Source organism: Arthrobacter sp. 05T47, from assembly GCF_056395825.1.
This window is the reverse complement of the sequence record NZ_JBFTKG010000016.1, coordinates 1-23790: the sequence shown is the minus strand read 5'-3', so window position 1 is coordinate 23790 and position 23790 is coordinate 1. Positions and strand designations below refer to the sequence as shown.

At 64.3% G+C, this 23790-nt stretch carries 20 protein-coding genes and 1 pseudogene; 13 read left to right on the top strand and 8 right to left on the bottom strand.

Annotated features, from left to right (window positions below):
* Nucleotides 1–26 precede the first annotated feature (26 nt).
* The 5 genes from AC1DEY_RS12610 to AC1DEY_RS12590 all read left to right on the top strand — a co-directional run bounded on the left by AC1DEY_RS12610 (nucleotide 27) and on the right by AC1DEY_RS12590 (nucleotide 7117).
* Nucleotides 27–1535, top strand: a complete 1509-nt coding sequence (locus AC1DEY_RS12610; RefSeq protein ID WP_476868222.1) for a sugar ABC transporter ATP-binding protein — start codon at nucleotides 27–29, stop codon at nucleotides 1533–1535.
* Nucleotides 1532–2491, top strand: coding sequence for an ABC transporter permease (locus AC1DEY_RS12605; RefSeq protein ID WP_476868221.1), 960 nt, complete (start codon nucleotides 1532–1534; stop codon nucleotides 2489–2491). Before AC1DEY_RS12610 ends, AC1DEY_RS12605 begins: the two co-directional genes overlap by 4 nt.
* Complete coding sequence (locus AC1DEY_RS12600) at nucleotides 2488–3516, top strand: ABC transporter permease (protein WP_056431733.1); 1029 nt, start codon at nucleotides 2488–2490, stop codon at nucleotides 3514–3516. Before AC1DEY_RS12605 ends, AC1DEY_RS12600 begins: the two co-directional genes overlap by 4 nt.
* A 494-nt stretch (nucleotides 3517–4010) precedes the next feature.
* Complete coding sequence (locus tag AC1DEY_RS12595) at nucleotides 4011–5291, top strand: FAD-dependent oxidoreductase (protein WP_476868220.1); 1281 nt, start codon at nucleotides 4011–4013, stop codon at nucleotides 5289–5291.
* A 506-nt stretch (nucleotides 5292–5797) separates the two neighbouring features.
* A complete protein-coding gene (locus AC1DEY_RS12590) occupies nucleotides 5798–7117 on the top strand; it encodes an NADH:flavin oxidoreductase (RefSeq protein WP_476868219.1) in 1320 nt (439 codons plus the stop codon).
* A 142-nt stretch (nucleotides 7118–7259) separates the two neighbouring features.
* Here AC1DEY_RS12590 and AC1DEY_RS12585 read toward each other — a convergent pair whose 3' ends face one another.
* The 3 genes from AC1DEY_RS12585 to AC1DEY_RS12575 form a co-directional block, all read right to left on the bottom strand.
* Complete coding sequence (locus AC1DEY_RS12585) at nucleotides 7260–7673, bottom strand: hotdog fold thioesterase (protein ID WP_476868218.1); 414 nt, start codon at nucleotides 7671–7673, stop codon at nucleotides 7260–7262.
* Nucleotides 7670–8890: an acetyl-CoA C-acyltransferase gene (locus AC1DEY_RS12580; protein WP_476868217.1), complete on the bottom strand. Its 1221-nt coding sequence runs from the start codon at nucleotides 8888–8890 to the stop codon at nucleotides 7670–7672. Before AC1DEY_RS12580 ends, AC1DEY_RS12585 begins: the two co-directional genes overlap by 4 nt.
* A gap of 354 nt (nucleotides 8891–9244) precedes the next feature.
* Nucleotides 9245–9823 (bottom strand): TetR/AcrR family transcriptional regulator, encoded by a 579-nt coding sequence (locus tag AC1DEY_RS12575; RefSeq protein ID WP_082492751.1) that lies wholly within the window; start codon nucleotides 9821–9823, stop codon nucleotides 9245–9247.
* 309 nt (nucleotides 9824–10132) lie between these two features.
* On the opposite strand from AC1DEY_RS12575, the gene AC1DEY_RS12570 reads away from it, so the two are divergent.
* The gene (locus AC1DEY_RS12570; protein ID WP_476868216.1) at nucleotides 10133–11107 is read left to right on the top strand and encodes a helix-turn-helix domain-containing protein; all 975 of its coding nucleotides are present in this window, start codon (nucleotides 10133–10135) and stop codon (nucleotides 11105–11107) included.
* A 27-nt stretch (nucleotides 11108–11134) separates the two neighbouring features.
* Here the strand turns inward: AC1DEY_RS12570 and AC1DEY_RS12565 are convergent, their stop codons facing one another.
* On the bottom strand, nucleotides 11135–12751 hold the full coding sequence (locus AC1DEY_RS12565) for an FAD-binding oxidoreductase (RefSeq protein WP_476868215.1): 1617 nt from the start codon (nucleotides 12749–12751) through the stop codon (nucleotides 11135–11137).
* 213 nt (nucleotides 12752–12964) lie between these two features.
* Here AC1DEY_RS12565 and AC1DEY_RS12560 point away from each other — a divergent pair, with 213 nt between their 5' ends.
* Nucleotides 12965–13741: an SDR family NAD(P)-dependent oxidoreductase gene (locus tag AC1DEY_RS12560; RefSeq protein WP_476868214.1), complete on the top strand. Its 777-nt coding sequence runs from the start codon at nucleotides 12965–12967 to the stop codon at nucleotides 13739–13741.
* 293 nt (nucleotides 13742–14034) lie between these two features.
* Here the strand turns inward: AC1DEY_RS12560 and AC1DEY_RS12555 are convergent, their stop codons facing one another.
* Together AC1DEY_RS12555 and AC1DEY_RS12550 are read right to left on the bottom strand one after the other, a co-directional pair.
* Complete coding sequence (locus tag AC1DEY_RS12555) at nucleotides 14035–14187, bottom strand: hypothetical protein (RefSeq protein ID WP_476868213.1); 153 nt, start codon at nucleotides 14185–14187, stop codon at nucleotides 14035–14037.
* Nucleotides 14188–14202: 15 nt separating this feature from the next.
* Nucleotides 14203–14481 (bottom strand): annotated as a pseudogene (locus AC1DEY_RS12550) (aminotransferase class III-fold pyridoxal phosphate-dependent enzyme); the annotation flags it as partial.
* A 182-nt stretch (nucleotides 14482–14663) separates the two neighbouring features.
* Here AC1DEY_RS12550 and AC1DEY_RS12545 point away from each other — a divergent pair.
* The gene (locus AC1DEY_RS12545) at nucleotides 14664–15701 is read left to right on the top strand and encodes a LacI family DNA-binding transcriptional regulator (protein ID WP_476868212.1); all 1038 of its coding nucleotides are present in this window, start codon (nucleotides 14664–14666) and stop codon (nucleotides 15699–15701) included.
* Here AC1DEY_RS12545 and AC1DEY_RS12540 read toward each other — a convergent pair.
* Both AC1DEY_RS12540 and AC1DEY_RS12535 read right to left on the bottom strand, forming a co-directional pair.
* Complete coding sequence (locus AC1DEY_RS12540; protein WP_476868211.1) at nucleotides 15662–16477, bottom strand: SDR family NAD(P)-dependent oxidoreductase; 816 nt, start codon at nucleotides 16475–16477, stop codon at nucleotides 15662–15664. The two genes, AC1DEY_RS12545 and AC1DEY_RS12540, sit on opposite strands and share 40 nt — an antisense overlap.
* Nucleotides 16474–17337 carry a sugar phosphate isomerase/epimerase family protein gene (locus tag AC1DEY_RS12535; RefSeq protein WP_476868210.1) on the bottom strand — a complete coding sequence of 288 codons (864 nt, stop codon included), beginning with the start codon at nucleotides 17335–17337 and terminating at the stop codon, nucleotides 16474–16476. Before AC1DEY_RS12535 ends, AC1DEY_RS12540 begins: the two co-directional genes overlap by 4 nt.
* 149 nt (nucleotides 17338–17486) lie before the next feature.
* Here AC1DEY_RS12535 and AC1DEY_RS12530 point away from each other — a divergent pair, with 149 nt between their 5' ends.
* From AC1DEY_RS12530 to AC1DEY_RS12510, 5 genes are all read left to right on the top strand, one after another.
* Nucleotides 17487–18827 carry an MFS transporter gene (locus AC1DEY_RS12530; RefSeq protein ID WP_476868209.1) on the top strand — a complete coding sequence of 447 codons (1341 nt, stop codon included), beginning with the start codon at nucleotides 17487–17489 and terminating at the stop codon, nucleotides 18825–18827.
* A gap of 151 nt (nucleotides 18828–18978) precedes the next feature.
* Nucleotides 18979–20805, top strand: a complete 1827-nt coding sequence (locus AC1DEY_RS12525; protein WP_476868208.1) for an FAD-dependent oxidoreductase — start codon at nucleotides 18979–18981, stop codon at nucleotides 20803–20805.
* Nucleotides 20806–21263: 458 nt separating this feature from the next.
* Nucleotides 21264–21869, top strand: a complete 606-nt coding sequence (locus AC1DEY_RS12520; RefSeq protein WP_476868207.1) for a helix-turn-helix domain-containing protein — start codon at nucleotides 21264–21266, stop codon at nucleotides 21867–21869.
* A gap of 7 nt (nucleotides 21870–21876) precedes the next feature.
* On the top strand, nucleotides 21877–22605 hold the full coding sequence (locus AC1DEY_RS12515) for a B3/B4 domain-containing protein (RefSeq protein ID WP_476868206.1): 729 nt from the start codon (nucleotides 21877–21879) through the stop codon (nucleotides 22603–22605).
* Between the two features lie 319 nt (nucleotides 22606–22924).
* Nucleotides 22925–23593 carry an EamA family transporter gene (locus AC1DEY_RS12510; RefSeq protein ID WP_476868205.1) on the top strand — a complete coding sequence of 223 codons (669 nt, stop codon included), beginning with the start codon at nucleotides 22925–22927 and terminating at the stop codon, nucleotides 23591–23593.
* The last annotated feature ends 197 nt before the right edge of the window (nucleotides 23594–23790 follow it).

The following is a 23790-nucleotide window of genomic DNA, read 5'->3' as shown; positions in this document are numbered from 1 at the left end:
CATCGGCCATTCAAAGGAGATTCGCCGTGAACAACCAACCATCCGGCCTGATGCTCGCCGGGGTGAGCAAGCGGTTCGGTGCCACGCGCGCCGTTATCGACGGTGACCTCCATCTCCGGCCGGGCGAGATCCACACGCTCCTGGGCGAAAACGGCTCAGGGAAGAGCACGCTCGTAAAGATCCTGGGTGGGGTGCACCGTCCTGACGCCGGCTCCGTCACATTGGACGGCGTCCCCGTCAACAGCCGATCGCCACGACAGGCCATGGACCTGGGGATTGCGGCGGTGTTCCAAGAGGTCCTCACCGCGGGGAGCCAGTCGGTCCTCGAGAATGTCTGGCTCGGKTCCCACGGGACGTTCCGTCGCCGGCTGGGCCGCGCCGAGCAGCGATCAATAGCGCAAGATGTCCTCTCGCGTATCGCCGGCGAGGTACCCCTCGATCTTCCCGCCGGCCAACTCTCGCTCTCCGAGCGGCAGTCCATCTGCATTGCGCGGGCGCTCGTGCGAAAGCCCAAGGTGCTCATCCTTGATGAGTCAACGGCTTCCCTGGACGTTAGGTCCCGTGATCGGCTCTTCGTCGAGCTGCGCCGACTCGCGGCCGGGGGGACCGCCATCCTGTTCATCTCGCACCGGATGGACGAGGTCGCGGAGATTTCGGACAGGGTCACCGTTCTGCGGTCCGGCCGGAGCGTGTCCACCGTGGACCGTTCGGACCTGTCCGTCGACCGGCTGATCGCGGACATGACCGGAAGCTCCGGCCACGCCGAGACACGGCGGCAACCGCATGATGCCGGGGACACCATCCTTCAGGGAGCGGCCGTCCGCCTTGCGCCCGCCTCGACACCCATCGACTTCGAGCTGCGCGCTGGCGAGATTGTAGGCCTCGCGGGGCTCGAGGGCCACGGACAGGACCAGTTCATCAAGCGCCTGGCCGGTGTGGCCGGTGGGCCCGGCAGCGTCGTCCGCCTCCTCCCCGAGGGCGCCGCGGAGCTTACCGAGCGCAACGGGGATGCCCTGGGGGTCGCCTACCTGCCGCGCGAACGACGCGGCGAGTCGCTGTTCGAGTCCATGTCGATCCGCGAAAACTTCGCGCTGCCGACCCTGGGCAAGGACCGTCGCGGCGGGCTGCTGGACACCCGCAGCATGGCCCGCCGGTTCGATGCCTTCGCCCGCTCCCTGTCCCTGCGCTTCGGCGCCGCGCACGACGCCATTTCCACCCTGTCCGGCGGTAACCAGCAGAAGGTGCTGCTGGCGCGCTGGCTTGCCACTGACCCCAAGGTCTTGCTGCTTAATGACCCCACCAGAGGGGTCGACATCGGGACCAAGCGGGAGATCTACGCAATCCTGCACCTGCTTAGCGCCGAAGGCATGAGCGTCGTGATCCTCTCCAGCGAGGTCGACGAGCTCGTCGACCTCGCTGACCGCGTCCTGATCTTCCGCGACCAATCCGTGTTTGCCCAGATCCCCCATTTCGAGCTCTCCACCGAGTCCATCGTCGCCGCATACTTCGGCCAGAAATCAGAGGTGCACACATGAACCGCGTCCTGACCATGTTCCAGCGCTGGCCTTTCGCCTKTGCCTTCCTGCTCGCACTGATGCTGCTGGTGCTGAACCTGATCGTCTCACCGTCCTTCCTCTCCCCCGCTCGCCTCCCCGGCACCCTGGCCACCCTGGCGCCCTTCGTGCTGGTGGGATTCGCCTCCACGCCCTCGATCCTGGCGGGTGGCATCGACATTTCGGTCGGCCCACTGGCCACGTTCATCAACTGCCTGTTCGTCGCAATCCTCATTCCCGCTGGGCTGGGAGACTGGCACCTCGCGGCACCCATCATCCTGGCGGTGGCCGCCGGGATCGGAGCCCTGAACGGAATCCTGGTCGCCGTCGTCCGCCTGCACCCGGTGGTCGCGACCACCGGGATGCTGTTCCTGCTCGTTGGCCTGTCGCTGACCATCGCYCAGAACCCGGTGGCCGCCCCTGACAACTGGACGGAGSTCTTCGCCGGGGGCATCGGCATCGTCCCTGGTGCCCTCATCACGATYGGCGTCGCCGGGCTGATCTGGTTCGCGCTGCGCCGCACGGCCTTTGTCAGCAACCTCCTGGCCACCGGCGAGAGCGATGTCTCCGCCTACGGTTCCGGTGTGAACATCAAGGCGATCCGGATCCTGGCCTACACCCTCGGCGGCCTGTTTGCCGGGATCGCCGGAATTGCGCTGACCGCACTCGTGCAGTCAKCGCARTCTTCGCTAGCCTCCACCTATGCACTACTGGGGCTCGCCGCCGCAGTCCTGGGCGGAACCAGCCTGGCCGGAGGCCGCGGTGGCCTGTTGGGCGCACTCTTCGGAGCGGTCTCCATTTATCTCCTGCAGCAATTGCTCACCGCCTCGGGCGTGGCCCCCAGCCTCATCCAATTCGCCTACGGCGCCGTCCTCGTCGTCGGCGTCGTGCTGGGCGCGACGCTGCTGGCCCCCCGTTTGAAGAGGAACCCATCATGACCAGTGACACCCTGTCCCCCGCGGAAGCATCCCACGCACCAACCGCCCGGCAGGAGGCCTGGACCAGGTTCAGGGCCTGGGTCTTCGAGGTACCGGCGTTGCAGGTCCTCGTCGTCCTGGCYCTGGCGGCCTGGCTGGTGGTCACCATACCGGCCATCGCAAACCCCAGGTCCGTCACCTCGATACTAGTCATTACGTCCTTGCTGGCCCTGGCAGCAATGGGCCAGACGCTCGTGGTGATCCTGGGAGGACTGGACCTGGCTGCGCCGGGTTACATCCTCTTCGGCGCCTTTATGGCGGCGAACGTCGCGGGCAAGCTCGCGGTGCCGGCGGTTGTCGCCGCGCTGATCACGGTCCTGGTCTGCGGCGGCATCGGTGCCCTGATCGGCTGGATCTGCCACCGCTTCGCGGTCCAGCCACTGGTCGTCACGTTGGGCACCGGTGCGGCACTGACGGGCGCGACGCTCTTCCTCGCCGACGGCGACTATTCCTCAGCCCCGCCGCAGGCGCTCCGTTCTTTGGCGAGTTTGCGGGGAACCACSTTCGGCATGCCGTTCCCGCCGATCATCCTGATCGTGCTCCTCTGCGGGGTGGGCATGTGGATTTTCCTCAACCGCACCGCGGCCGGACGTCGCTTCCATGCCACGGGAGTCAATTTCCGGGCCGCCCGGCTGACGAGGATTCGCACCTCCGCTGTGTGGACCCTGGTTTTTGCCGCCTCGGGCGCCCTGGCCGGGATCGCAGGCATCTTCATTGCTTCCTACGGCTCGGGATGGTCGCAAACCATCGGGGAGCCGTATCTGTTCTCGGGCCTGGCCGCCGTCCTGGTTGGAGGCACCATCTTTGGCTCGATCCGCGGCAGCTACACGCGGACGCTGCTCGGCGCACTCACCCTCACCCTTTTGTCCACGATCATCGTGAGCAACGGACTCTCCGAGGCGCAGAGCCGCATCATTTTCGGAATCATCATCCTTGCAGTGGTTTCGCTGTACGGGCGGGAACGCCACGTCCGCGACAGRTTCTGAGTTCCGGCGCTCATCCACTTCCCGGGCAGCCTGCTCCCGAAGCTCGTCTTCGGAAGCATCTGGATCACCGAGCTTGTGCGCGACCGTAATCTCGATGACGTGCTGACGGTAGTTGGCGCCCGCTGCCAGTAATTGCCCCATGGGGCTGACCGGCGGCAGGATCTGCAGCCCAGCCAACGGCACTGCGGCTGCCTCAGCGCGCCGCTGCTGGTCTTCGGCGAACAGGCTGAGGGCATTAAAATTCTGCTGCCAGCCTTGCAGAAGGGTGGCCGTATCGACGACTCTTGTATTATACGATTCGTTTCGTTTACGATCAGTGATGGATACCACATTGGGGGTGGCCTGACTCGGGAGAGTATCAATGACGCAAGCCACACTGCAGCTCCCTAATTCCGCTTCGAGCCCTGACGCAACAACGGCGGCCCAAATAACCTCTTACCACAACTCAGCAAGCTGGTTTCATCTAACCCCAGCGCCGAAATAAACGACTTGGAATGGAGAAGACGCTCATGACATCGACGAACAAGAAGCCCACGGCGGCTATCGTCGGGGCAGGTCCAGCCGGACTTGCAGCTGCTCTCGGACTGCATCAGCGCGGATGGGACGTTCGCCTCTACGAGCGCTATCCAGAAGTGAAGGCTGCTGGAAATATCCTGAATCTCTGGCCGACACCGCAGAAAGCATTGCGCGCGCTTGGAGTCGATACAGCCGACCTGGGTGCACCAGCATTCACCCAGTTGCGCCGCTACGACGGCCGCATTCGTGCTGAGTTCYGTATGCCTGAGGATGTCGCCAAGGAATACAACGGCGGATTTATCGGGCTCATCCGATGGGGGCTGTACAAACGGATGATTGATGCCCTCCCAGAGGGAGTCCTCCAGCTTTCACACAAATTCAAGGGATTCACCGACAACGGCGACTCCGTTCAGGTGAAATTCGATGGCCATGACGCCGTTACCGTTGATCTGCTTGTGGGCGCCGATGGCATCGACTCCACGGTTCGGAAGGAGTTGTGGGGCGACTCACCGAAGCGCTACCACGGACTCCACCTTATGGGTGGATGGTTCCTCACTGATGAGTCAATCGGCACGAGAGGTGTCTTCGCACACGATCGAACTGTGCAGGGCTCGTACACTCCCATTCGACACGAAGGTCGTAACGGATATGAGTGGTGGGTCTTGGAGAAATGGGTCCCCCAAACGCCGTTCATCGAGCGTGATATTCGTGCTTACGCGCTGGAACGGGCAGGGCATTTCGATGAGCCGTTGCCGTCATTTATCAAGCGCACGGCACCAGAAGACACTCACCGGTGGGAGATCGTCGACCGGGTCCCCATGAAACAGTGGTCGAAAGGGCGCGTGACACTGGTCGGTGATGCGGCGCATCCTACTTCCCCTTACGCTGCCTACGGCGCTGGGATGTCCATCGAAGACGGCTACTTGCTTGGACGATTCCTGGCCGACGTCAATGGGACAAACACTGCGGCGCTCTCATCAGCACTGCAGGCCTTTGAAGAGAATCGGAAACCGCATACTTCAAAGGTGAGCCAGCAGGCCTACTTCACCGGCAAGATCTTTCATCATGCGCCCGCGTTCGTCCGCCCAATTCGTGATTTCATCTTTGACCACACTAGGTTTCTCCAAAAGAGTCAAGGCGACGCTGTCCCACAGCACATCATCAAACAGTTGCCGTCTATTGAGGACGCTCCGCCTACAGSCGTCAACAAGCGGCCCCTATCTGGGCAAGACTCAGTTGAACGGTCGCCCCGCTCATGACACGCGTCGAGGTCGATTTATGTTAGAAGGCATATGGGCGTAGATATCAGCTGATCCGAGCAGCAGCCTATCCCGGTTGAAGGTTAGAGTCCGACCTGCCATGTATGAGGTTTCCATGCAGGTAATTCGATGTAGTCTCCATGCCGTCAGAATCCCCCTGGCCGATGTAGCGCTCCTCATGTAGCGGGTGATGCGGTCCGCTTCCCTGTCGAGGCCGGCCCGATGGTACCCACGGGCCGGTCGCACACCGCGACAAAGATGAGCGAGAACTTATGCATGCCTGTGAATGGCCCAGCGCGACGGAATTCATGTTCCACGAGGGCTCGTGAATGTCCCGTTAGAAAGCTTCATCGAGACACGTGTCCGCACATACAGGTATCGCGAACCAAGCCCTTCTGGCCATCCATATGAAATACGGCACAAGCGCGATACGATACGACACGACTCGAACGTGATAAAGGATGAATGGCTTCATTCAGATTCCATTGACAATCCAAGGAGAACAAATGTCCGCCGAGACCTCCACCGTCGCCGAGGTGCTTTCCAGCCCCTGGAAAATCGACGGCCTGACCATCAAGAACCGCTATGTGCTCAGCCCCATGGCGGTGCTGCAGCCGACGAAGGACGGCCATCCCAGCGACCAGACGATTGCGTTCCTCACCACTCGGGCGCGCGGCGGCGCAGGGCTACTGATCATCGGTGGCGGCGTGGCCACAGAGCGCGGGAACCAGGAGGCACCATTCCAGCCCCTGATGCGCTTCGACGGCGACGAATTCATTCCGGGCCTGAAGCGCATGGTCGACGCCGTGCACGAGCAAAATGTACCCATCTTCGCCCAGATCTTCCCCAGTTTCGGCGCCATGGGCGTGCCCGGCGAGGGACGGCCCACGCGGGCTGCGAGCCCAAAGCCCGTCCGCATGGCCGCACCCCGCCTGCCGCACGGTTTCTACATTCCCGGCGGCAGAACGAACCCGACACCGGAGGAGATCACCAAGGCGGAAATCCTTGAGGTCCAGGAGCAAACCGTCGCCGCGGTGCGGCGTGCCAAGGCGGCCGGCTTCGACGGCATCGAACTGGGCGCACACATGCGCTACCTCTATTCCTCCTTCCTCTCACCGCGCACCAACTGGAGGACGGATGAATACGGCGGCAGCGCCGAGAACCGCGCCCGCATCCTTGTCGACACAATTCGGGCGATTCGCGCCGAGGTCGGAACCGAATATCCGGTGGGCTTGAGGATGAGCACCAACGACCACCTTCCCGATGGCCAGGGGCCCGAAGGCTTCGCGGAGGTCGCCGCGATCATTGAGAAGGAAGGGGTGGGATATATCGCCCTGAGCGATGCGAACTACGAGTCGATGGACAACAACGTCACTTCCGAATCGGGCGCAATCCTGGAGCACGGAGAGCCACAGGCGTTCCGCGCCGCCATGCCCGAGGTTCCATTGCTTCTCAGTAGCACCTATGACCCTCAACAGTGTGCAGACGCCATCACCGCCGGGTTCGCGGACGGAATCATGCTGGCCCGGCAGATGCTGGCCGATCCGGAATTCCCCAACAAGGTCCTGCAGGGACGACAGGATGAGATTGTGTGGTGTGATCACGACAACTCTTGCCTGCGCCGCCTGATCTTCAACGTGCCGGTGCGGTGCCACAAGAACCCGGCAATGGGACGCGAAGCGGTTCTCGCGGGGGCAAAGGAACCCGTATCGATTGTGCTCAAGCGTCCGGTGGAGAGCCTGCTGATCGCCGCGACCGGTTCTCCGGTCCTCATGGGCATCGCCGACAAGCTGGCGACCGCCGGCGCGAAGGCCTCTAAGAGCTGACGCCTTCGCCGCGCGTCGGCCCCCGCCCGCCATGGGGCCGATGCGGCAGCCTTGGTACAAAGACGTGCGTGTGCCCGGGCTCCGACTTGGAGCCCGGGCACACATGCATTTTGACCTATGTAACGGCAGCTTTTCAGAAACCTCAGTCCGCCGCGCGCAGGGCCCTGCCGGTTCCGCGGTAGATGGCCACGGTCCGGTCCCCCGCCCTCACCATGACATCCACAATCATCCGGCGGCCCTCGTGAAAGGTCACTTCGGCGGACGCAACCAACTCCTCGGCGATGCGGGCCGGGGAAATGTAGGAGATGGAAGCCTCGGCGGTCGCGATTCCGGTGCCGAACGTGTTCGCGGCCATGGCGAACGCCGTGTCTGCCAGCGCGAAGACCAATCCACCGTGGGCAATTCCGTGCCCGTTGGCCATCTCTGGCGTGACCGTCAGGATTGCCGTGGCGCGGCCCTCGCTGGCACGCAGCACCTGGATGCCGAGGCCTTCCAGGCTCCGGTCCGCGGCCAGCATCGAGCGTGCCGGGTCGGCAATGAGCGTTGACTGGTTCATGAGAGCCTCTCCACTACCATCGCCATGCCTTGGCCACCGCCCACGCAGAGCGTGGCCAGGCCGAGCGATCCATCCCTGGTTTGCAGTCCATTGATGAGGGTTCCGACCAGCCGCGCGCCGGTCGCCCCGAACGGGTGGCCCAGGGCGATCGCACCGCCAAACGGGTTGACCCGCTCCGGATCCGCGCCCAKCTTCCGGACCACGGGAACCACCTGGGCAGCGAAGGCCTCGTTCAACTCCACGATGTCAATGTCACCAATCGAGAGGCCCAGGCGATCAAGAAGGCGGTTGGATGCGTCCACCGGGCCCAGTCCCATGATCTCCGGTGAAAGGCCGCTGGCGGCACTGCCCAAGACGCGGGCCAGCGGCTTCATTCCGAGTTCACCGGCACGCCTGGCGCTCATGACAACCAAGGCAGATGCGCCGTCGTTGAGCGGGCTGGCGTTTCCTGCCGTGACTGTTCCGGATTCGTGGAACACGGGCTTGAGGCCGGAGAGTGCCTCCCAGGTTGTTCCCGGCCGCGGGCCGTCGTCGGCAGTCACCACGGTGCCGGCAGCCGTGGTCACCGGCGCGATCTCGCGCGCGAAGTACCCGGAGCCGATCGCCCGTTCAGCGCGGAGCTGGGACTCCAGAGCCCATTCGTCCTGGTCGCGACGCGTGGTTCCGGTTTGGCGTGACACGAACTCGGCGGTTTTGCCCATGGAGAGGTACACGTCGGGCAGCTGCCCGTGCTCGCGGGGGTCGACCCACGGCTGACCGGATTCAAAGACGTCGTCGGCCCGCCGTGCCGCGTCCGCGAAGTCGGGGTGCGGATTTTCCACCACGGGAGGAGTCGAGCTGGTCGATTCGACGCCCGCCACCAGAAACGCTTCCCCGTCGCCGGCCCGCACGGCCTGGGCCGCCATCGCGGTGGCCTGCAACGAGGAGGCGCAGAAGCGGTTCACGGTGACCGCCGGGACGCTATCCATTCCCGCAAGCACCATGACCCGGCGTCCGATATTGTCGCCCTGCGCGCCCTGCGGGACCGCGCAACCCACGTAGGCATCGGCAAACTCGGCGGAGTCCATCTGCGGAATCGCCGCGAGCGCTCCCCGGATGGCTGCGAGCACGAGGTCTTCGGGTCGCTCCCCGGCCAGCGAGCCCTTGCGGGCCCGGCCAATCGGTGTCCTGCGGTAGGCGACGACAACCGCGTCATTTGGAGCAATGGCGGTGTTCAAGATGATGTTCCCTTCTTTGTGGCCCGCATGCACGCCCGCCGGGCCCTAAGAGCCGGGAAGTGCGACATAGACCGGGACGCATTATCCACGTTCGCAACGGGCGCGGACCAAGCTGGTGTATCCAGCATCCACCGAATATATACGATCCGTATCGTATAGCACAAGGTCCACATCTCTCCTGGAACTTGCCGAGACGTGGACCGGATGGACCGAAGTCCGCCCTACCGGTTGCGAATTTGCTAGATGGAGGCGCGAGGAGTCCTTGCGACCTGAAAGGTTGACCGGTCGGCTCTTCGGCCACAGAGATCATCAGGGCCCATGGGCCCGGACGGAGCTATGGAAGCCTTGAGGCCGCTATCGTGCGGCGAGCCCTTCAAGGGCCGCCTGCATGATGGAGTCGGTGGCCTTGGCGTCAAGGGGGCCCGATTGGAACAACAGTCGGAAGTAGATGGGGGCATATAGCAGCTCCGTGACGACCGGGGCATCGAGATCTTTGCGCATCGACCCCTCGCTTATGGCTCGCTCGACCAGCGACGTAACGACCAGCGCGCGCGGCGTCCAGAAATGTTTTTTGAATTCAGCCATCGCCACCTCGTCCTGCTGGCACTCCCCGATGAGTTGCGCCACGAGCCGCCCCTCATTGCCCGCGTAGACCTCTGCAAGGGAGGCCATATGCTCCCGAAGTGCGTCGATCGCGGGAACGTCCTGGCGCACCGGAGTCCGCGCGACGTGGTTGTCCAAGAAAGTATCGATAACCACGGCAACTTTGCTCGACCACCACCTGTAGATGGTGGTCTTGCTGACGCCGGCCTCGCGGGCAATGCGCTCGATCGAGAGCTTTTGCACCGTAAATCCGTTGGGCCCTGAATCTTCGAGCAACTTCATGGTTGCTTCCAAAATCGAGCGACGACTTTCTTCACTTCTGACTGCCATGGGTCAACCATACGTGCAATGTTATTCAATACGAAACGTACACGATCAAATTCGTCCGAATTAWACGCTCCGGCAGCGTGCCACAGGTGCGATTGGCTGCACGCTAGAGGGTGACCTGCGCCCGCCTGCAAGATGAAGCGGCCGCATTGCATTGCATTGTGACCCACCTTACAATCAGTACGAAACGGATCGAATCTTCTAAGGAGATGCCATGACTGCATCTTTTGCCGGCGACGGCCGCCCCTCCCTACTCGGCATGTGCTTGCCTGCACCGCAGATCTGTCACGGAACCTCATCCGAGGTGGACCGATGACTTCCGTATTGGACACCCGGTCGGTTCCTCCGGCCGAGCGGCGCGACTACTGGTCGGCGGGAATCGCCGAACGCTTCTTCCCCATGCACGTTGAATCGGTCGGGGCGCCCTCCTTCGAGGCCCGCTTGGCCAGTGGCCAGGTCGGGCCGGTCAGGGTCCAGTCCATCCAAGGGCTTGCGCACCGGGTGGCACGCACGCAGCGGATGATCGCCGCCGCCGATCCGGAGTGCATCTTGCTGTATCTAATGACCAGAGGCACTATCCATATCGAACAGGACGATCGCAACTGCGCTCTTCGCCCCGGTGACATTGCGTGCCAGGATACGTCGCGGCCTTCCACYTTTGAGGGCCGCGATGGTTTCGARGTGCTCGTATTCAGCATTCCCAAATGGTTCATAGGGTCGCAGGCCGAGGGCATCGCCCGGCGTTCCGCGACGCGGGTGGACTCGGGCCAGGGACGGCTCACTGGGCCGGCAACCCCGTTCCTCGCACAGCTCGCACGAACCACAACGAGCGGCGGCGGACTCTCGAGCCGTGATGGGGAAGGCGCTGCACAGATGCTACTCCCCTTGCTTCGCAGCATGTACGGTGCGCAGGAGATTTCCGACCCGCGCTCCCGCCCGGAGGCACTGCTCGCCCGGATGCAGCGGTATGTGATGAACCACCTGCACGACCCGGAACTCGGACCAGAGCGGATTGCGCAGGCCCACTACGTGTCCACGCGCTACGTCCACAAGATCTTTGCAGCCTCCGGCACCGGAGTGTCGGCCTGGATCCGCGAACGCCGGTTCGAGGGTGCCGTTGGCGAGTTGAGGCGCTCCCCGGAAACGACGATCGCGACAGTCGCGACGAGGTGGGGATACCGCCATCCGGCAAGCTTCAGCAGAGCCTTCCGCGAGGTCCACGGCTGTGCCCCACGGGACGCCAGGCACCTGCCGGAGCCGGTGGGGAAGACCCCGCCCGTTTGTTAGGGCGGGGGCTCCCCCGAAGATGCGCCATTAGGCCTGGGGGAAACCGGCCTCCCGCAGGCGGGTGCCCCAGATCCCCGACTTGCCCGGGGCGATGATCCCGTTCGGGTCAAGGGTGTCCTTGATCGTCTCGTTGAAACGCCGCAGCGCGTGGTCGTTGAAACCGAACTGGTCGGCCGCGAGATCCATAAAGGACAGGTGCGCCCGATATTCGCCGTAGCCGCGCTTGCCGGCCTCGGCGACCATCCGCTTGGCCAGGGCATACGCCTTGGCGACCTGCTCAGGGTTCTTCGTGTCGAAGGGGATCACGTTGATGAACGTGGTCGACCTGGCGTTGATCGGGAGCATGCCACCGAGGAAATCAAGGCCCACCTCGGCGCACATCTCGGCCATCAGCTTCTGCGCGGCGATCGCGTGCTGGGCCGTGAGCGGGATGACCGGCGAGAAGTCGACGTGGCCGCCCTCCTCGCCGCCTGACCATCCGGCCATCTTGTAGAGATCCTGGCTCGGCACCCCAATCTGCACCCGCTCGTGCGGGTTGGGCAGCGTCTCCCAGGCGTCTGCCCCGTGCTTCTGGCCCATGATATCCACGCTCGGAATCTGCAGGAAGCGCGCCTTGAGCTTCTCGAAGTTGTGGTCGACCACCKGTTCGTCGCCGTAGAGGGCGAAGCGCATCATCCAGCGGCCCAGTCCCATCTCCTTGGCGATCTTGTCGATGATCTCCTCCGGCATCGGGCCCTCACCGGTGTACCACTCGGCGCGTGTGGTGAGCATCGAGGCCATGCACAGGGTGTTCGACAGCTGCGGGCGCATGTCGATGGTGCCGGCCAGCATGAGCTCGCGCAGCGCATCGACCACGGCGGGCATCTGCGCCTCATCCCAGACGCGCAGCCACAGCGGCATGTATACCTCTGGCTTCGGCATCAGCCAGTAGCCCATCTTCGTGACAATGCCGTAGTTCGACTGCATGAACATCTCGGTCGACGTCGGACCGAGGCCGCGCTTGTACAGCGGCCAGGTCGGGTTGTTATCCATTGCACCCGAGCCGGTGCGCATGAGGTCGCCGTTCGGGAGCACCACCTCGAAGCCGCAATGTGAGGCTTGGTCGATCGAGTACGGCATGTAGGTGAGCCCGTGCTCGAGCGTGTTCGAGACGACGCCTCCCCAGCCGATGTCCACAATGGAGGCGACGAGGTTGTGTCCGCCGGCCTTGATCGCTTCGTGCAGGTCGTACCAGCTCACGCCAGGCTCCACTATCGCGTAGCCGAGCTCCTCGTTGATCTCCAGTACGCGGTTCATGTTCCGGAACGAGAGCATCACCGAGCCGCGCACCTGGGGCGCGGCTCCCCCGTAGCCGTTGTTCTTGCCGCGGCTGATGGGCCACAAAGGGATTCGATACTCGTTGGCGATCCGAACGACTGCCTGGACGTCCTCGGTACTCGTTGGGCTGACGACTGCGGACGGGAGATTCGTGGCGGAGCCGGGAACCTGGAAGGGATCCTGGAAATCTTCCAGCGACTCGGCGTCGCTTGCGACCTTGTCTTCGCCAATCGCGGCGGCGAACGCCGCGAGTGCCTTTTCGAGGTCGAACTCGGTGACGCCGGGTGGAAGCGGGCGCGTCGACGTATCGGGGGTGATACTCATCATTCATCATCTCCTTTGATGCGGTGTGTCGTGCGTAACACGTGCTGCTCATCCTGCGCCACCTGATGCCGGGGTGGGGAGATTGCGGACCCATGGTGCAGTCCGTGCACAGAAGTGTGCACGAACTGCACCATCACCCCGCTCCGGCCTCCGGTCCCCTGCGCGCTGTGGTTGCATGGGCTCACTACATCGGACGAGATGAATGGAGAAGGAACCATGGCTGGTGGTCGTCTGGAAGGAAAAGTCGTTCTGCTGACAGGCATCGGGGGCGGAATGGGCCGGGTTACCGCCCGGCTATTCGCCCGCGAGGGCGCCACGGTCGTCGGTTGCGACCTCCATGCCGACGGAGCCGCAGAGACGGTCCGCCTGGTGGAAGCCGACGGAGGCGCGATCGAATCAAGCGCACCGATGGACCTGGGCAACCGGGAAWACATCGATCGCTGGGTCGGCGGCGCAATCGAACGCCATGGCCGCATCGACGTCCTCTACAACAACGCCAGCATGCCGAAATTCGCGCCGTTCGCACAGATGAGCGACGAGGATTACCGGTTCACCATCCAGAACGAGCTGGACCTGGTGTGGCATGCCAGCCAAAGCGCCTGGCCGCACCTTGCCGCCGTCGGCGGTGCGATCGTGAACATCGGTTCTGGAGCCGGGATCCTGGGTGCCCGGGCCCTGCCGCAGGCCGCCCATGCTGCCGCGAAAGGGGCCGTCATCGCTCTCACTCGGCAGCTCGCGGCCGAGGGTGTCGCCGTCGGCGTTCGCGTCAATTGCGTAAGTCCTGGTGTCATGGCGACGCCGCCGGTACTCGCGATGTTCGAGGAATTCGGCGAGAACGCACCGGTCGCCCCGATCATAGAGCGCACGATTGACGGCAAGCCAGGGGACCCACTCGCCGTCGCGTATGCAGGCCTCTACCTCGCCTCCGATGAGGCGAAATGGGTCACGGGATCCCACCTGGTGGTAGACGGCGGAGCCAGCGCGATGATGTAGATCCGAGCGAGACCGGCCTATGCGTCGCCACCTGGCCGTGGACCAACACCTACTGTGAACGCTGATGATTCCGCTGGCTACATCGATGTAAGACACTCCGGCATATCGCCTTCAGAGACTCTGTTGACTCGGGCCAAGGGGATCGTCGAAGACCTCACCCCGAACAATTCTGGAGGCATGGACCTCGCTCGTTCCTCGCTAATCGTTCAGACACGGAGGGCAGGTGGTTTGACGCCGGAGCCGGGGGTGAAGGGATTCATTGCGGGTTCCATCAGCCCATAGGAGCCAAAGAATCACCGAGCATTCCAGTTTTCTCGAATACTCAATGATCTTCTGGCCTTGTTGCGCGGTTGGCTGCTTAACGGCCCGCCCTTGGTGACCGCCGCCAGCCGACGGTGAGCAACCAGCCATTCCTTCAGATAGCGGGTCGCGTCGGCGTTTTTCACGATGTTGTCCTCTTAGAAGGCGTCGATGGAGGCCACGATGGACGCGGCCGCGAGGGGATGGCCGGAGTAGGTCAGTCCGCCGGGGAACACGCGCTCGTCGAACGTTGCGGATATTTCTTCGGAGATGATGACACCGCCGACGGGAACGTAGCCTGCGTTGACGCCCTTGGCGAAGGTGATCAGGTCCGGCCGGACTTTGTAGGCGTCGAGGGCGAACCAGTCGCCGGCGCGGCCGAACCCTGCCATGACTTCATCCGGGATCAGCATGATGCTGCGCTGGTCGCAGAGGGCCCGATACTCCTGAGAGTGTCGTCAGGGGCAATCTAGAGGGCCGAGTCCTCCTGATGGTGTCGTGGGCCCATTGAGGAGGGCCTGATCCAGTAATGGTTGACTGGATCAGGCTTTCCTTTTCAAGTCATCTTGGTCGCGCCTGGACTTCCGCCATTGGCGCGCTGTGGGTGAAATACGATTAGGCCATGGTTACCAGTGTTGATGTGGCCCGGCATCTTGGATTGTCGCAGTCGACGGTTTCACGTGCTTTGCGGGGGGATCCGGCTGTCGCGCCTTCTACCAAGGAGCGGGTTTTGTCCGGGGCGCGGGAACTAGGCTATGTACCGGATGCAGCGGCCCGCATGATGGTGACCCGGCGGACGCACGCGGTGGGCATTGTGGTCGCGGATCTGACCAGCCCGATCTACCCGGTCATTGTGGAGTCGTTGCAGAATCGGTTGCTGGAGCGTGGTTACCGGATGGTGCTGATTCGGGACCCGGATATTTCGCCGGATCCTGAGGCTGTTGATGTGCTCGACCGTGCGACGGTTGACGGGATGATCTTCGTGTCGGCGAGGGAGGGTTCTGCCGCGGTCCGGCGGGTCCTTGACCGCGGGACGCCGGTGGTGCTGTTGAGCCGTGATGATGTCAGCGTCGATGTCGAGGCGGTCCTGGCGGATGACAGGGGCGCGGGTGAGCTGGTGATTTCCCATCTGCAGGGTCTGGGGCACACGAGAATCGGCGTGCTGTCCACTTTGCGTGACCGGTCCAATGGCCGTGACCGCGAGGATGGTGTCCGCGCTGCGATGGAGCGCCGCAGCATCCCGGTACGCGAGGACTGGATTCAGCACCTCCGCCTGACGCACGAGGACGGGGTGCGGGCGGCCCTGGAGATGCTTGATCGCCAGGACAGGCCTACGGCACTGTTTTGCGTGACGGATGCTTTTGCGTTTGCTGCGTTGGACGCTGCAACCCAGTTGGGCCTTCGGGTTCCGGAGGAGCTGTCGATTGTGGGATTTGATGACTCCGGGCCATCCCGCTGGGCTTTTGTGAACCTGACCACGGTGCACCAGCCCATTGCGGAGATGTCGTACGAGGCCGTCGACCGCCTGGCCGGGAGAATCGAGGGCGGGCCTCCCAGCCAGACGCGGAAGCCCGTATTTCCGGTCAGGCTGGAAATACGGGGGACGACCGCGCCGCCTCCTCAGGCGGTATTGCGGCCGCCGCTCAGGTCGAGCGTCTGACCGGTCACGTAGCTCGCTTCGGTCGAGAGCAGCCACGTGGCCAGGGCGGAGAATTCCTCGGGCAGTCCGACCCTGCCCATGGGGACTTTGGCGAGCAGCTGGGCGTTCCGTTCCGGGCTGAGGTCTTCAAGGAGCCGGGTCTTCATCATGGACGGTGCGATGGAGTTGACCGTAACCCCGAAAGGCGCGACTTCCTTTGCTGCCGTTTTGACCAGGGCCACGAGTCCGGCCTTGGACGCTGAGTAGGCGGCCTGGTGCGGGTTCCCTTCACGGGCGGAAATTGAGGACAGGATGGCCACCCGGCCGTATCCCTGCTGTGTGAGGGCGGGGAGGAGGCTCGCCAGGCCGTGAAGGCAGCCGTCCAGGTTCACGCTCAGGGTCCTAGCCCATCCGTCGGCGGGCATTTCGGTCACCGCGACCTCGGGGCCCTGGATTCCGTGGGCGAACAGCGCCCCGTCGATCCGGCCGTACCCCTGCAGTACTGTCTGGACGGTGCGGTCCCAATCGGTCCTTCTGGTGACGTTCAGTGCCATGCAGTTGGCGGGGCTGCTTCCGTCGCCGAGCCCGCCGTCGGCGACGTCGGTGCAGACGACGGTGGCGCCTTCGCGTTTGAGCCGGTCCGCGGTGTCGGATCCGAGCCCGCCGGCGGCGCCGGTGACCAGGATGACCTGATCCCGGAAACGGCCGGGCCAATAGATCTCGGCGCTGGCGGTTCGGGGCCGCGGGGTGCTGCCTGCGGCTGCCCCCGGTGTTGTCACGTCGGTGAGTTCGCTCATGATGTTCTCTCCATTTCAGTTTTCAGGGGTGAGCCGATCAGAATCCCGGTTGCGGTGTGGATGTGTTTGAGGTGTGCGGCTGTGCCGCCGGTCTCGACGGCCCAGACGTCAGGGACTTCGACGCTGATGGGCGCGTCAGGCAGTGCCGCCAGGATCCCGCGGAGAGGGAACACTCCCTCCCCGGGGGCCAGCCGCTTCGCACGCGACTCGATCTGCCGCGCGGATCCGTTCACGTCCTGTCCCAGCGGCATGCAGTGCGGGACCGGCAGTGCCGGGGTTTCGGCCGGGCCGTCACAGAGCTGGATGACTGTGACCGCGCCGGAAGGCAGGGCTTTCAGGTCTTCAATTTGGCTGCCCGCCCGCACGAAATGGAGCGCGTCCAGCATGATGCCGCACCCCGTCCGGTCGACCAGCAGGCCGGCAGCGGGTACGGAATCCAGCGGCTGATAGGAGATCGGCTCGATGGACGGACGGATTCCGTACTGGGCGGCATCGTCAACCAGAGCCGCAAGGCTGTCCGTCAGCCGGGCGCGGTCCGGATCACCGCCGATGACGTTGAGAACGCTCGCGCCGAGGGCCGCTCCTGCCTCCAGGACCGGTTCCCATTCCTCGCGGCCGCGGTGTCCGTCCAGGGCAAATACTTCAATGTCGCGGACTGAGAGGCCCGTACCGGCCAGGCGTTCGATGGTCTGCGCGGACATGAACGAACCGGCAGCCATCGGGTACTGAGCTTCTCCCCGGGTGGCCGGGTGAACCCGGACCCCGACCGAGGTGAAGCCCGCATCTGCCGCTGCCTCCACCAGGTCCGGCGGACTCAAATGCAGCGCCGACAAGTGCGCCAGACCAATCGTTCTATTCATAACTTCCATCCTGCTCGCTAAGTGTTGACTGCMATCAAGCGGTGTGCGTATGATCTAAATCACTAAATGACTACGTAGTCATTAAAGCACTCAATCCGCTCGCCCGCAAAGGTGCAGCCGAGCAAACAGAAAGGTTGCGGTGAACCGCAATGCCTAGTTCCCACACTTCGAGCACCGGGGGTACCACCATGGGCGCCCTGAACCACCCGCCCGTCGTCTTCAGTGCCAGGGCAGGACGGCGGGCAGCGCTGGCCAGCACCGTTGGCGCCGTCGTCGACTGGTATGACTTCTTCCTCTACGGCACCGCTGCCGCCGTCGTGTTCGGGCCGTTGTTTTTCCCCTCGGACAACCAGGTCGCCGGGCTGCTGGCCTCCATGGGTTCGTTCGCCGTCGGCTTCCTGTTCCGCCCCATCGGCGGGGCCATCTTCGGCCACTTCGGCGACAAGTACGGCCGCCGCACCATGCTCTTCATCACCGTCATCATGATGGGACTGGCCAGCACCGCCATCGGGTTGCTCCCCACCTACGCCGCGATCGGCGTCGCCGCACCCATCCTGCTCGTGACCCTGCGGGCCATCCAAGGCATCGCCGTCGGCGGCGAATGGGGCGGCGCGGCCCTGATGGCAGTAGAAAACGCGCCGGCAGGCAAACGCAACTTCCTCGCCACCGGCGTGCAGATCGGCTCCTTCGTCGGACTGCTGCTCGGCACCGCAGCGTTCTCCCTGGTCACCGCCCTGACCACCCCGGAACAGTTCCTCGCCTGGGGCTGGCGGCTCCCGTTCCTGATCAGCATCCTCTTCGCCCTAATCGGCCTCTGGATCCGTGCCGGCGTACCCGAGTCGGCGGAGTTCACCGCCGCCAAGGAAGAACACAAGGCCGTGCGCGCACCGTTGGCCGAAGCGCTGCGGACCAGCCCCAAGCAGATCCTCGCTGTGATCGGCATGCGGATGGTGGACCAGAGCACCTTCTACATGGGCTTCACCTTCTCCCTGGCCTACGTCAAGAACTTCACCCACACCCCTACCTCCACGGTCCTGACCGCTTCGATGGTCGCCATGGTCCTGGCCATCCCCTTCCTGGCACTCTGGGGACGCCTCGCGGACAGGTACGGCCGGAAGTGGTTCTACATCATCGGCCCGCTCGCCGCGGCCCTTTCAGCCGCGCCGTTCTTCGCAGCGCTGGAAAGCGGTGAACTGATCCCGATGATCCTGGGCTTCGTCGTCCTGATCAATCTCGGGCACAACATCTCCACCTGCGTTCAGCAGACCTGGTTCACCGACATGTTCGACGTCCGGATCCGCTACAGCGGCGCAGGATTTGCCTATGCACTGGCCGGGGCCGTGGGCGGCTTCATCCCGCTGATCGCCACCGCCCTCATGGCCAGCAGCGGCAGCTGGGCCCCTGCCGCGGCACTGCTTGCCGGGCTGTGCCTGATAGCCCTGGTGTCCAGCCTTTGGTCCTATAAGTGGGCCAACAAGGAACACCGCTAAACCCACCCAAGAAGCAGGACGCGCCCAAACCAGCGGCGACGCGAAGACGAGTGTGCGGCAACCGGCAACCGGGACGCCAGTTGCTACGCATTCACCSCCTGCACACAAAACACAGACCACAGATACAGCCAACAATTAAGGCCAGAGCCGAGTGAACACCACAGAATCCGATGACCTGACCACAGCCCCCGCCAAGACCCTGGACTGCGACGTCCTCGTCATAGGCTCCGGCGCGGGCGGGCTTTCCGCAGCGGTCACGGCCGCCTACCACGGCCTGAAAGTCATCGTCGTGGAGAAGGCCCCGGTCTGCGGGGGCGCCACGTCCTGGTCCGGCGGCTGGGCCTGGACCCCGGCAAATCCGTTGGCGAAAGCTGCCGGCGTCAGCGAGGACCGGGAAGCCATCCGCACCTACCTGCGCCACCGCCTCGGCCCGGACTACCAGACCGAGAAGGTCGAAGCATTTCTTGAGGCCGTGCCGCACATGGTGGGCTTCTTCGAGAACAAAACCAGCCTGCAGTTCACCCCAGGCGAGAATATCAAGGACATCTACGGCCAAACACCGGGAGCCGGAACCGGCCACCGCTCGGTCGGGCCCAAGCCCATCAACGCCCGCAGCATCAAACCCGAAGTACGCGCCAAGATGCGCCACCAGCTCTATGAGACCTCGTTTCTGGGCATGGGCATCATGGCCGGCCCCGACCTCACCAAATTCCTTTCAGCGTCACAGGGCCGCATCATCGGCCTGTTCCACGCCGCACGCCGCTTCACCCCGCACGTCTGGGATCTTCTGGTCCACCGCAGGAACATGCAACTGGTCAACGGAACCGCCCTGACCGGCCGGCTGATGAAGTCCGCCGACGACCTCGGCGTCCACATCCGCGTCTCCACACCCGTTACCCGCCTGCTGACCGACGGCACCGGGCGGGTATCCGGCGCCCTCGTCGATTCCCCCGAAGGCACACTGGCCATCAAAGCAGCCCGCGGCGTGGTGCTGGCAACCGGCGGATTCCCCCACGATATTCAACGACGCAAAGAACTGTTCCCCAAAACCCCTACCGGCCGCGAGCATTGGACGCTGGCGCCGGCTGAAGCCAACGGCGACGGCATCTCGCTGGGCCAGTCCGTCGGCGCCCGGTTCAAAACCAATGTGAAGTCAGCCGCTGCATGGTGCCCGGTCTCGCTCGTGCCCTACCGCAACGGCCGGACGGGCACATTCCCACACATCATGGACCGCGCCAAGCCCGGCTCCATCGGAGTAAGGGCCAACGGCAAACGGTTCGTCAACGAGGCCAACGGCTACTACGACTACATCACCGCACTGATCGACGCCACGCCCGARGGCGAGGCGGTGCAGTCCTGGCAGATCGCCGACACCCGGTTCGTCCGCAAGTACCCACTGGGCATGGCCAAACCGCTGCCCGTGCCGCTGTTTCCCTACCTGCGCTCGGGCTACCTGAAGAAGGGCCGCACGATTGAAGAACTCGCCACCAAATCCGGGATCGACCCAGTCGCCCTGCGGCACACCGTGGAGCGCTTCAACGAACACGCCCGCCAAGGCGTGGACCCGGACTACGGGAGAGGGGACACCGAATTCAACCGCTACGGCGGCGATCCGAACGTGGGTCCCAACCCATCCCTGGCACCCCTTGAAAAAGGCCCCTACTATGCGGTCAAGGTAGTGCCAGGAAGCTTCGGTACCTTCGCCGGCCTCGACGCGGACGGCCGCGCCCGCGTCCTGAACAACGACGGCGAAGCCATCCCGGGGCTGTATGTAGCCGGCAACGATCACGCATCGGTCATGGGCGGCCACTACCCTGCCGGCGGCATCAACCTGGGACCCGCACTGACATTCGGCTACATCGCCGGCCGCGATCTGGCCGGGGCCACCGACTATGAAGACGACCCCGCGCCAATGGCACAAGCAATCCAGAAAAAACAGGACGCCACAGCCCGGCAGCCTTCCGCATACCAGCGATAACGAGCATCTCATGGCGCCCCGGCGCGGCCCAACGCCGGAAGACGGCGGGCTCCCCAAACGCGGTTCCACAGGGAGGGCGTCGGCCCTCCCCAATGACGATGTGACCTGCTGAACCACTGAGGCATCGCACAATCAGTGGCAGCGCAAGGCGAAGATTCGTCGGTTACGAGTGCACCCTTACGGAATCTTCATTATCGGAGTTAAAAACACGGGAGTAGAAGTAGGCGCTAGAACTCCCCTTCCGTGATGACCAGTTCAGTGTTTCCACATATACATACGGCATAACTTCGACGTGAGGGGAACTGGATCTACAGCTACCCGACTGCCGGCCTGATTGTGTCAAGTATTTCTGGCCCCGGGCGAGCAACTGAAACTGGCCCCAACCGGTGACGATCGTKACGGTAACAGCGCATTTAGGTGTTCTAGATAATGCACTCAAAGTGCAGTATGATGCACTTATGGATGAGAGTACAACGAGCTTGGCGCTGGCAATCGGCGCCCGRGTTAAGCRGGAGAGGCAGTCGCGGGGCTGGACGCTTGATCAGCTTGCGGAGTCTGCAGGGGTAAGCCGCAGGATGGTCGTCAACGTGGAGCAGGGTGCCGCGAATCCCAGCGTGGGAACTCTGCTGAGGATCAGCGACGCGCTGGGTGTGGGGCTGCCGGCGTTGGTCGAGCCACCTCGCCCGAAGCCGGTGAAGGTCACGCGCAGTGGTGAGGGCGCTGCKTTGTGGAGYGGTGAGTMCGGSGGCCGCGGGGTGTTGGTGGCCGGCACCGAACCGCCGGACGTGGTTGAACTGTGGGACTGGACGCTGGGTCCCGGCGACCGTCAYGTRAGCGAGGCCCACACRTCGGGCACCAAGGAGCTYTTGCAGGTCCAGCAGGGCACGGTCAYGGTGGAGGTCGCAGGTCAATTGCTCACCCTCGATRAGGSCGATGCGGTGACRTTCCCGGGCGACGTGGCACACTCTTACGCCAATCCGGSCACGGAGCCGGCGAGGTTCTCCCTGGCCGTCTTCGAGCCGGGCGTGGGGACRGGWCACCGGCCGGAGGCGTCCGATGCYTGAGTCGGGCATGCTTCAGGAATTTCTCGACGGCGGCCATGTTGACGCCGCCGTGTTMGCGCTGCGGCCCGACTACCGGGCKTTGCTGCTGGCCGTTGACGGACTCGTYCCTGGCCCGAGTGACCAGGCCGGWGAGGAGATGCTCCAGGCGGCGGARTCCGCAGCCCGGGAGCTGCTCAACGGCCGGCCGGTTGAGCAGCTCCCGCACGTGGCTGCGTGGCGCGAGGCTTATCAGGGCTTCGGCGCCAAACCGAACCGCACGCGCAACWSCCTGGAGGCGCTCCTGCGCCGGGCGGTGTCCGGGTTGCCCCGGGTGAACCGTCTCACCGAYCTCTATAAYGCSGTTTCGGTGCTSCACCAGGTCCCGCTGGGTGGGGAGGATCTGACCCGCTACAGCGGTGCGCCGCGGCTGGTTCGAGCCACCGGCAAGGARGCCTTTGATACCGCCGCCGACGGCGCCRCGGTGATCGAGCACCCGGAATCCGGCGAGGTGGTGTGGYGCGAYGAYGCCGGSGTGACCTGCCGGCGCTGGAACTGGCGCCAGGCACGCCGCACCCAGCTCGGCGRGGAGACCACCTCCGCGCTGTTCATCCTCGACGCGCTCGAACCCATGACCGATGAGGCGCTCCACGCCGCAGCCGAGGACCTSATCGCCCGGCTGACCCKRCTSGGTCCCGACGTCRGSGTYGCCCGCCGCCTGATMSCCGCCGGCACGATGACCAATGAAGATGCTCAATGAAGGAGACTGACATGCYCKTCCMCTCCCGGACACGMGCGATCGKTGACCGGMAGSCCCGAARGGGCCAGCCGTGAGCCAGCGCGYCCCMAASAATGTTCCCGTKCCRCCGTGGGGGCTGGCCGTGGCSGCCATGCTMTCGGTYCAGCTGAGYTCGGCCCTGTCAGTGGATCTGATCGCGRCGGTGGGGCCGGCCGGAACCGCCTGGCTCAGACTCAGTGTGGGGGCGCTCGTCTTCCTGGCCRTYGCCCGGCCCCCATTGCGCRCRCTGCSCCGCCCYGACRTCCCCGTGCTTCTGGGGCTGGGYGTCGCCACCGGACTGATGACCATCGCYTTCCTCGCCTCCATCGAACGSATCCCGCTCGGCACCGCCGTCGCGATCGAGTTCCTCGGTCCGCTGACYGTCGCCGCGGTGCGCAGCCACAGCGCACGGGCGCTTATCTGGCCAGCCCTGGCGCTGCTCGGMGTCGTCCTTCTGACCGAACCCTGGGCTGGTGACATCAACCTCGCCGGTATCGGGTTGGCAGGSCTCGCRGCCGTCGGGTGGGCCGTCTACATTGTGCTCACCCAACGGATCGGCGACCGCTTCACAGGCATCGGCGCACTTTCACTCACCGTTCCCGTCGCAGCTGCCACGGCAGCKGTCGTCGGCATCCCGCAGTCCGCCGGACATCTCAACCTCGGTGTCCTCTCYGTCGCTTTCGGACTGGCCGTCCTGATGCCGGTGCTGCCAATGGCGCTCGAGATGCTTGCCCTGCGCCGGATGACGCCCACGGCGTTCGGTACCCTGATGGCCCTCGAACCCGCCATCGGGGTGCTCCTCGGGCTGCTCGTGCTGCACCAGCAGCCCTCACTCACCCAATTCGGTGGCATCACGCTCGTCGTCCTTGCAGGGGCCGCCGCGCAACGMGGTGGCCGACGGCGACCGCGCTCCCGCGAACACGCCGGCGCCCGCATCGCCCCCGACCTCATCGGCCAAGGGCCAAAGTAAGCGACAGTCCTCCAAATAGGGGGTCCGCCAGACTGTCTCTACGCGGGAATTCCCTGCTGACAGGGCCCGCAGCTAAGTCCCCCAGGGAGTGCCTCAGACTTTGCTTCCCTGTTACTCAGACCTAAGGAGTTATACCCATGTTCACCGGCTTGAGTGCCTTCCCCCTGACCCCTCTGGCAGATGATGCTGTTGACGAG

What these genes read in the sequence shown, in the direction of transcription:
- AC1DEY_RS12535 (WP_476868210.1), bottom strand. Translation starts at nt 17,337, where the DNA reads ATGAATAGAACGATTGGTCTGGCGCACTTGTCGGCGCTGCATTTGAGT.
- AC1DEY_RS12530 (WP_476868209.1), top strand. Translation starts at nt 17,487, where the DNA reads ATGCCTAGTTCCCACACTTCGAGCACCGGGGGTACCACCATGGGCGCC.
- AC1DEY_RS12540 (WP_476868211.1), bottom strand. Translation starts at nt 16,477, where the DNA reads ATGAGCGAACTCACCGACGTGACAACACCGGGGGCAGCCGCAGGCAGC.
- AC1DEY_RS12585 (WP_476868218.1), bottom strand. Translation starts at nt 7,673, where the DNA reads ATGAACCAGTCAACGCTCATTGCCGACCCGGCACGCTCGATGCTGGCC.
- AC1DEY_RS12575 (WP_082492751.1), bottom strand. Translation starts at nt 9,823, where the DNA reads ATGGCAGTCAGAAGTGAAGAAAGTCGTCGCTCGATTTTGGAAGCAACC.
- AC1DEY_RS12590 (WP_476868219.1), top strand. Translation starts at nt 5,798, where the DNA reads ATGTCCGCCGAGACCTCCACCGTCGCCGAGGTGCTTTCCAGCCCCTGG.
- AC1DEY_RS12545 (WP_476868212.1), top strand. Translation starts at nt 14,664, where the DNA reads ATGGTTACCAGTGTTGATGTGGCCCGGCATCTTGGATTGTCGCAGTCG.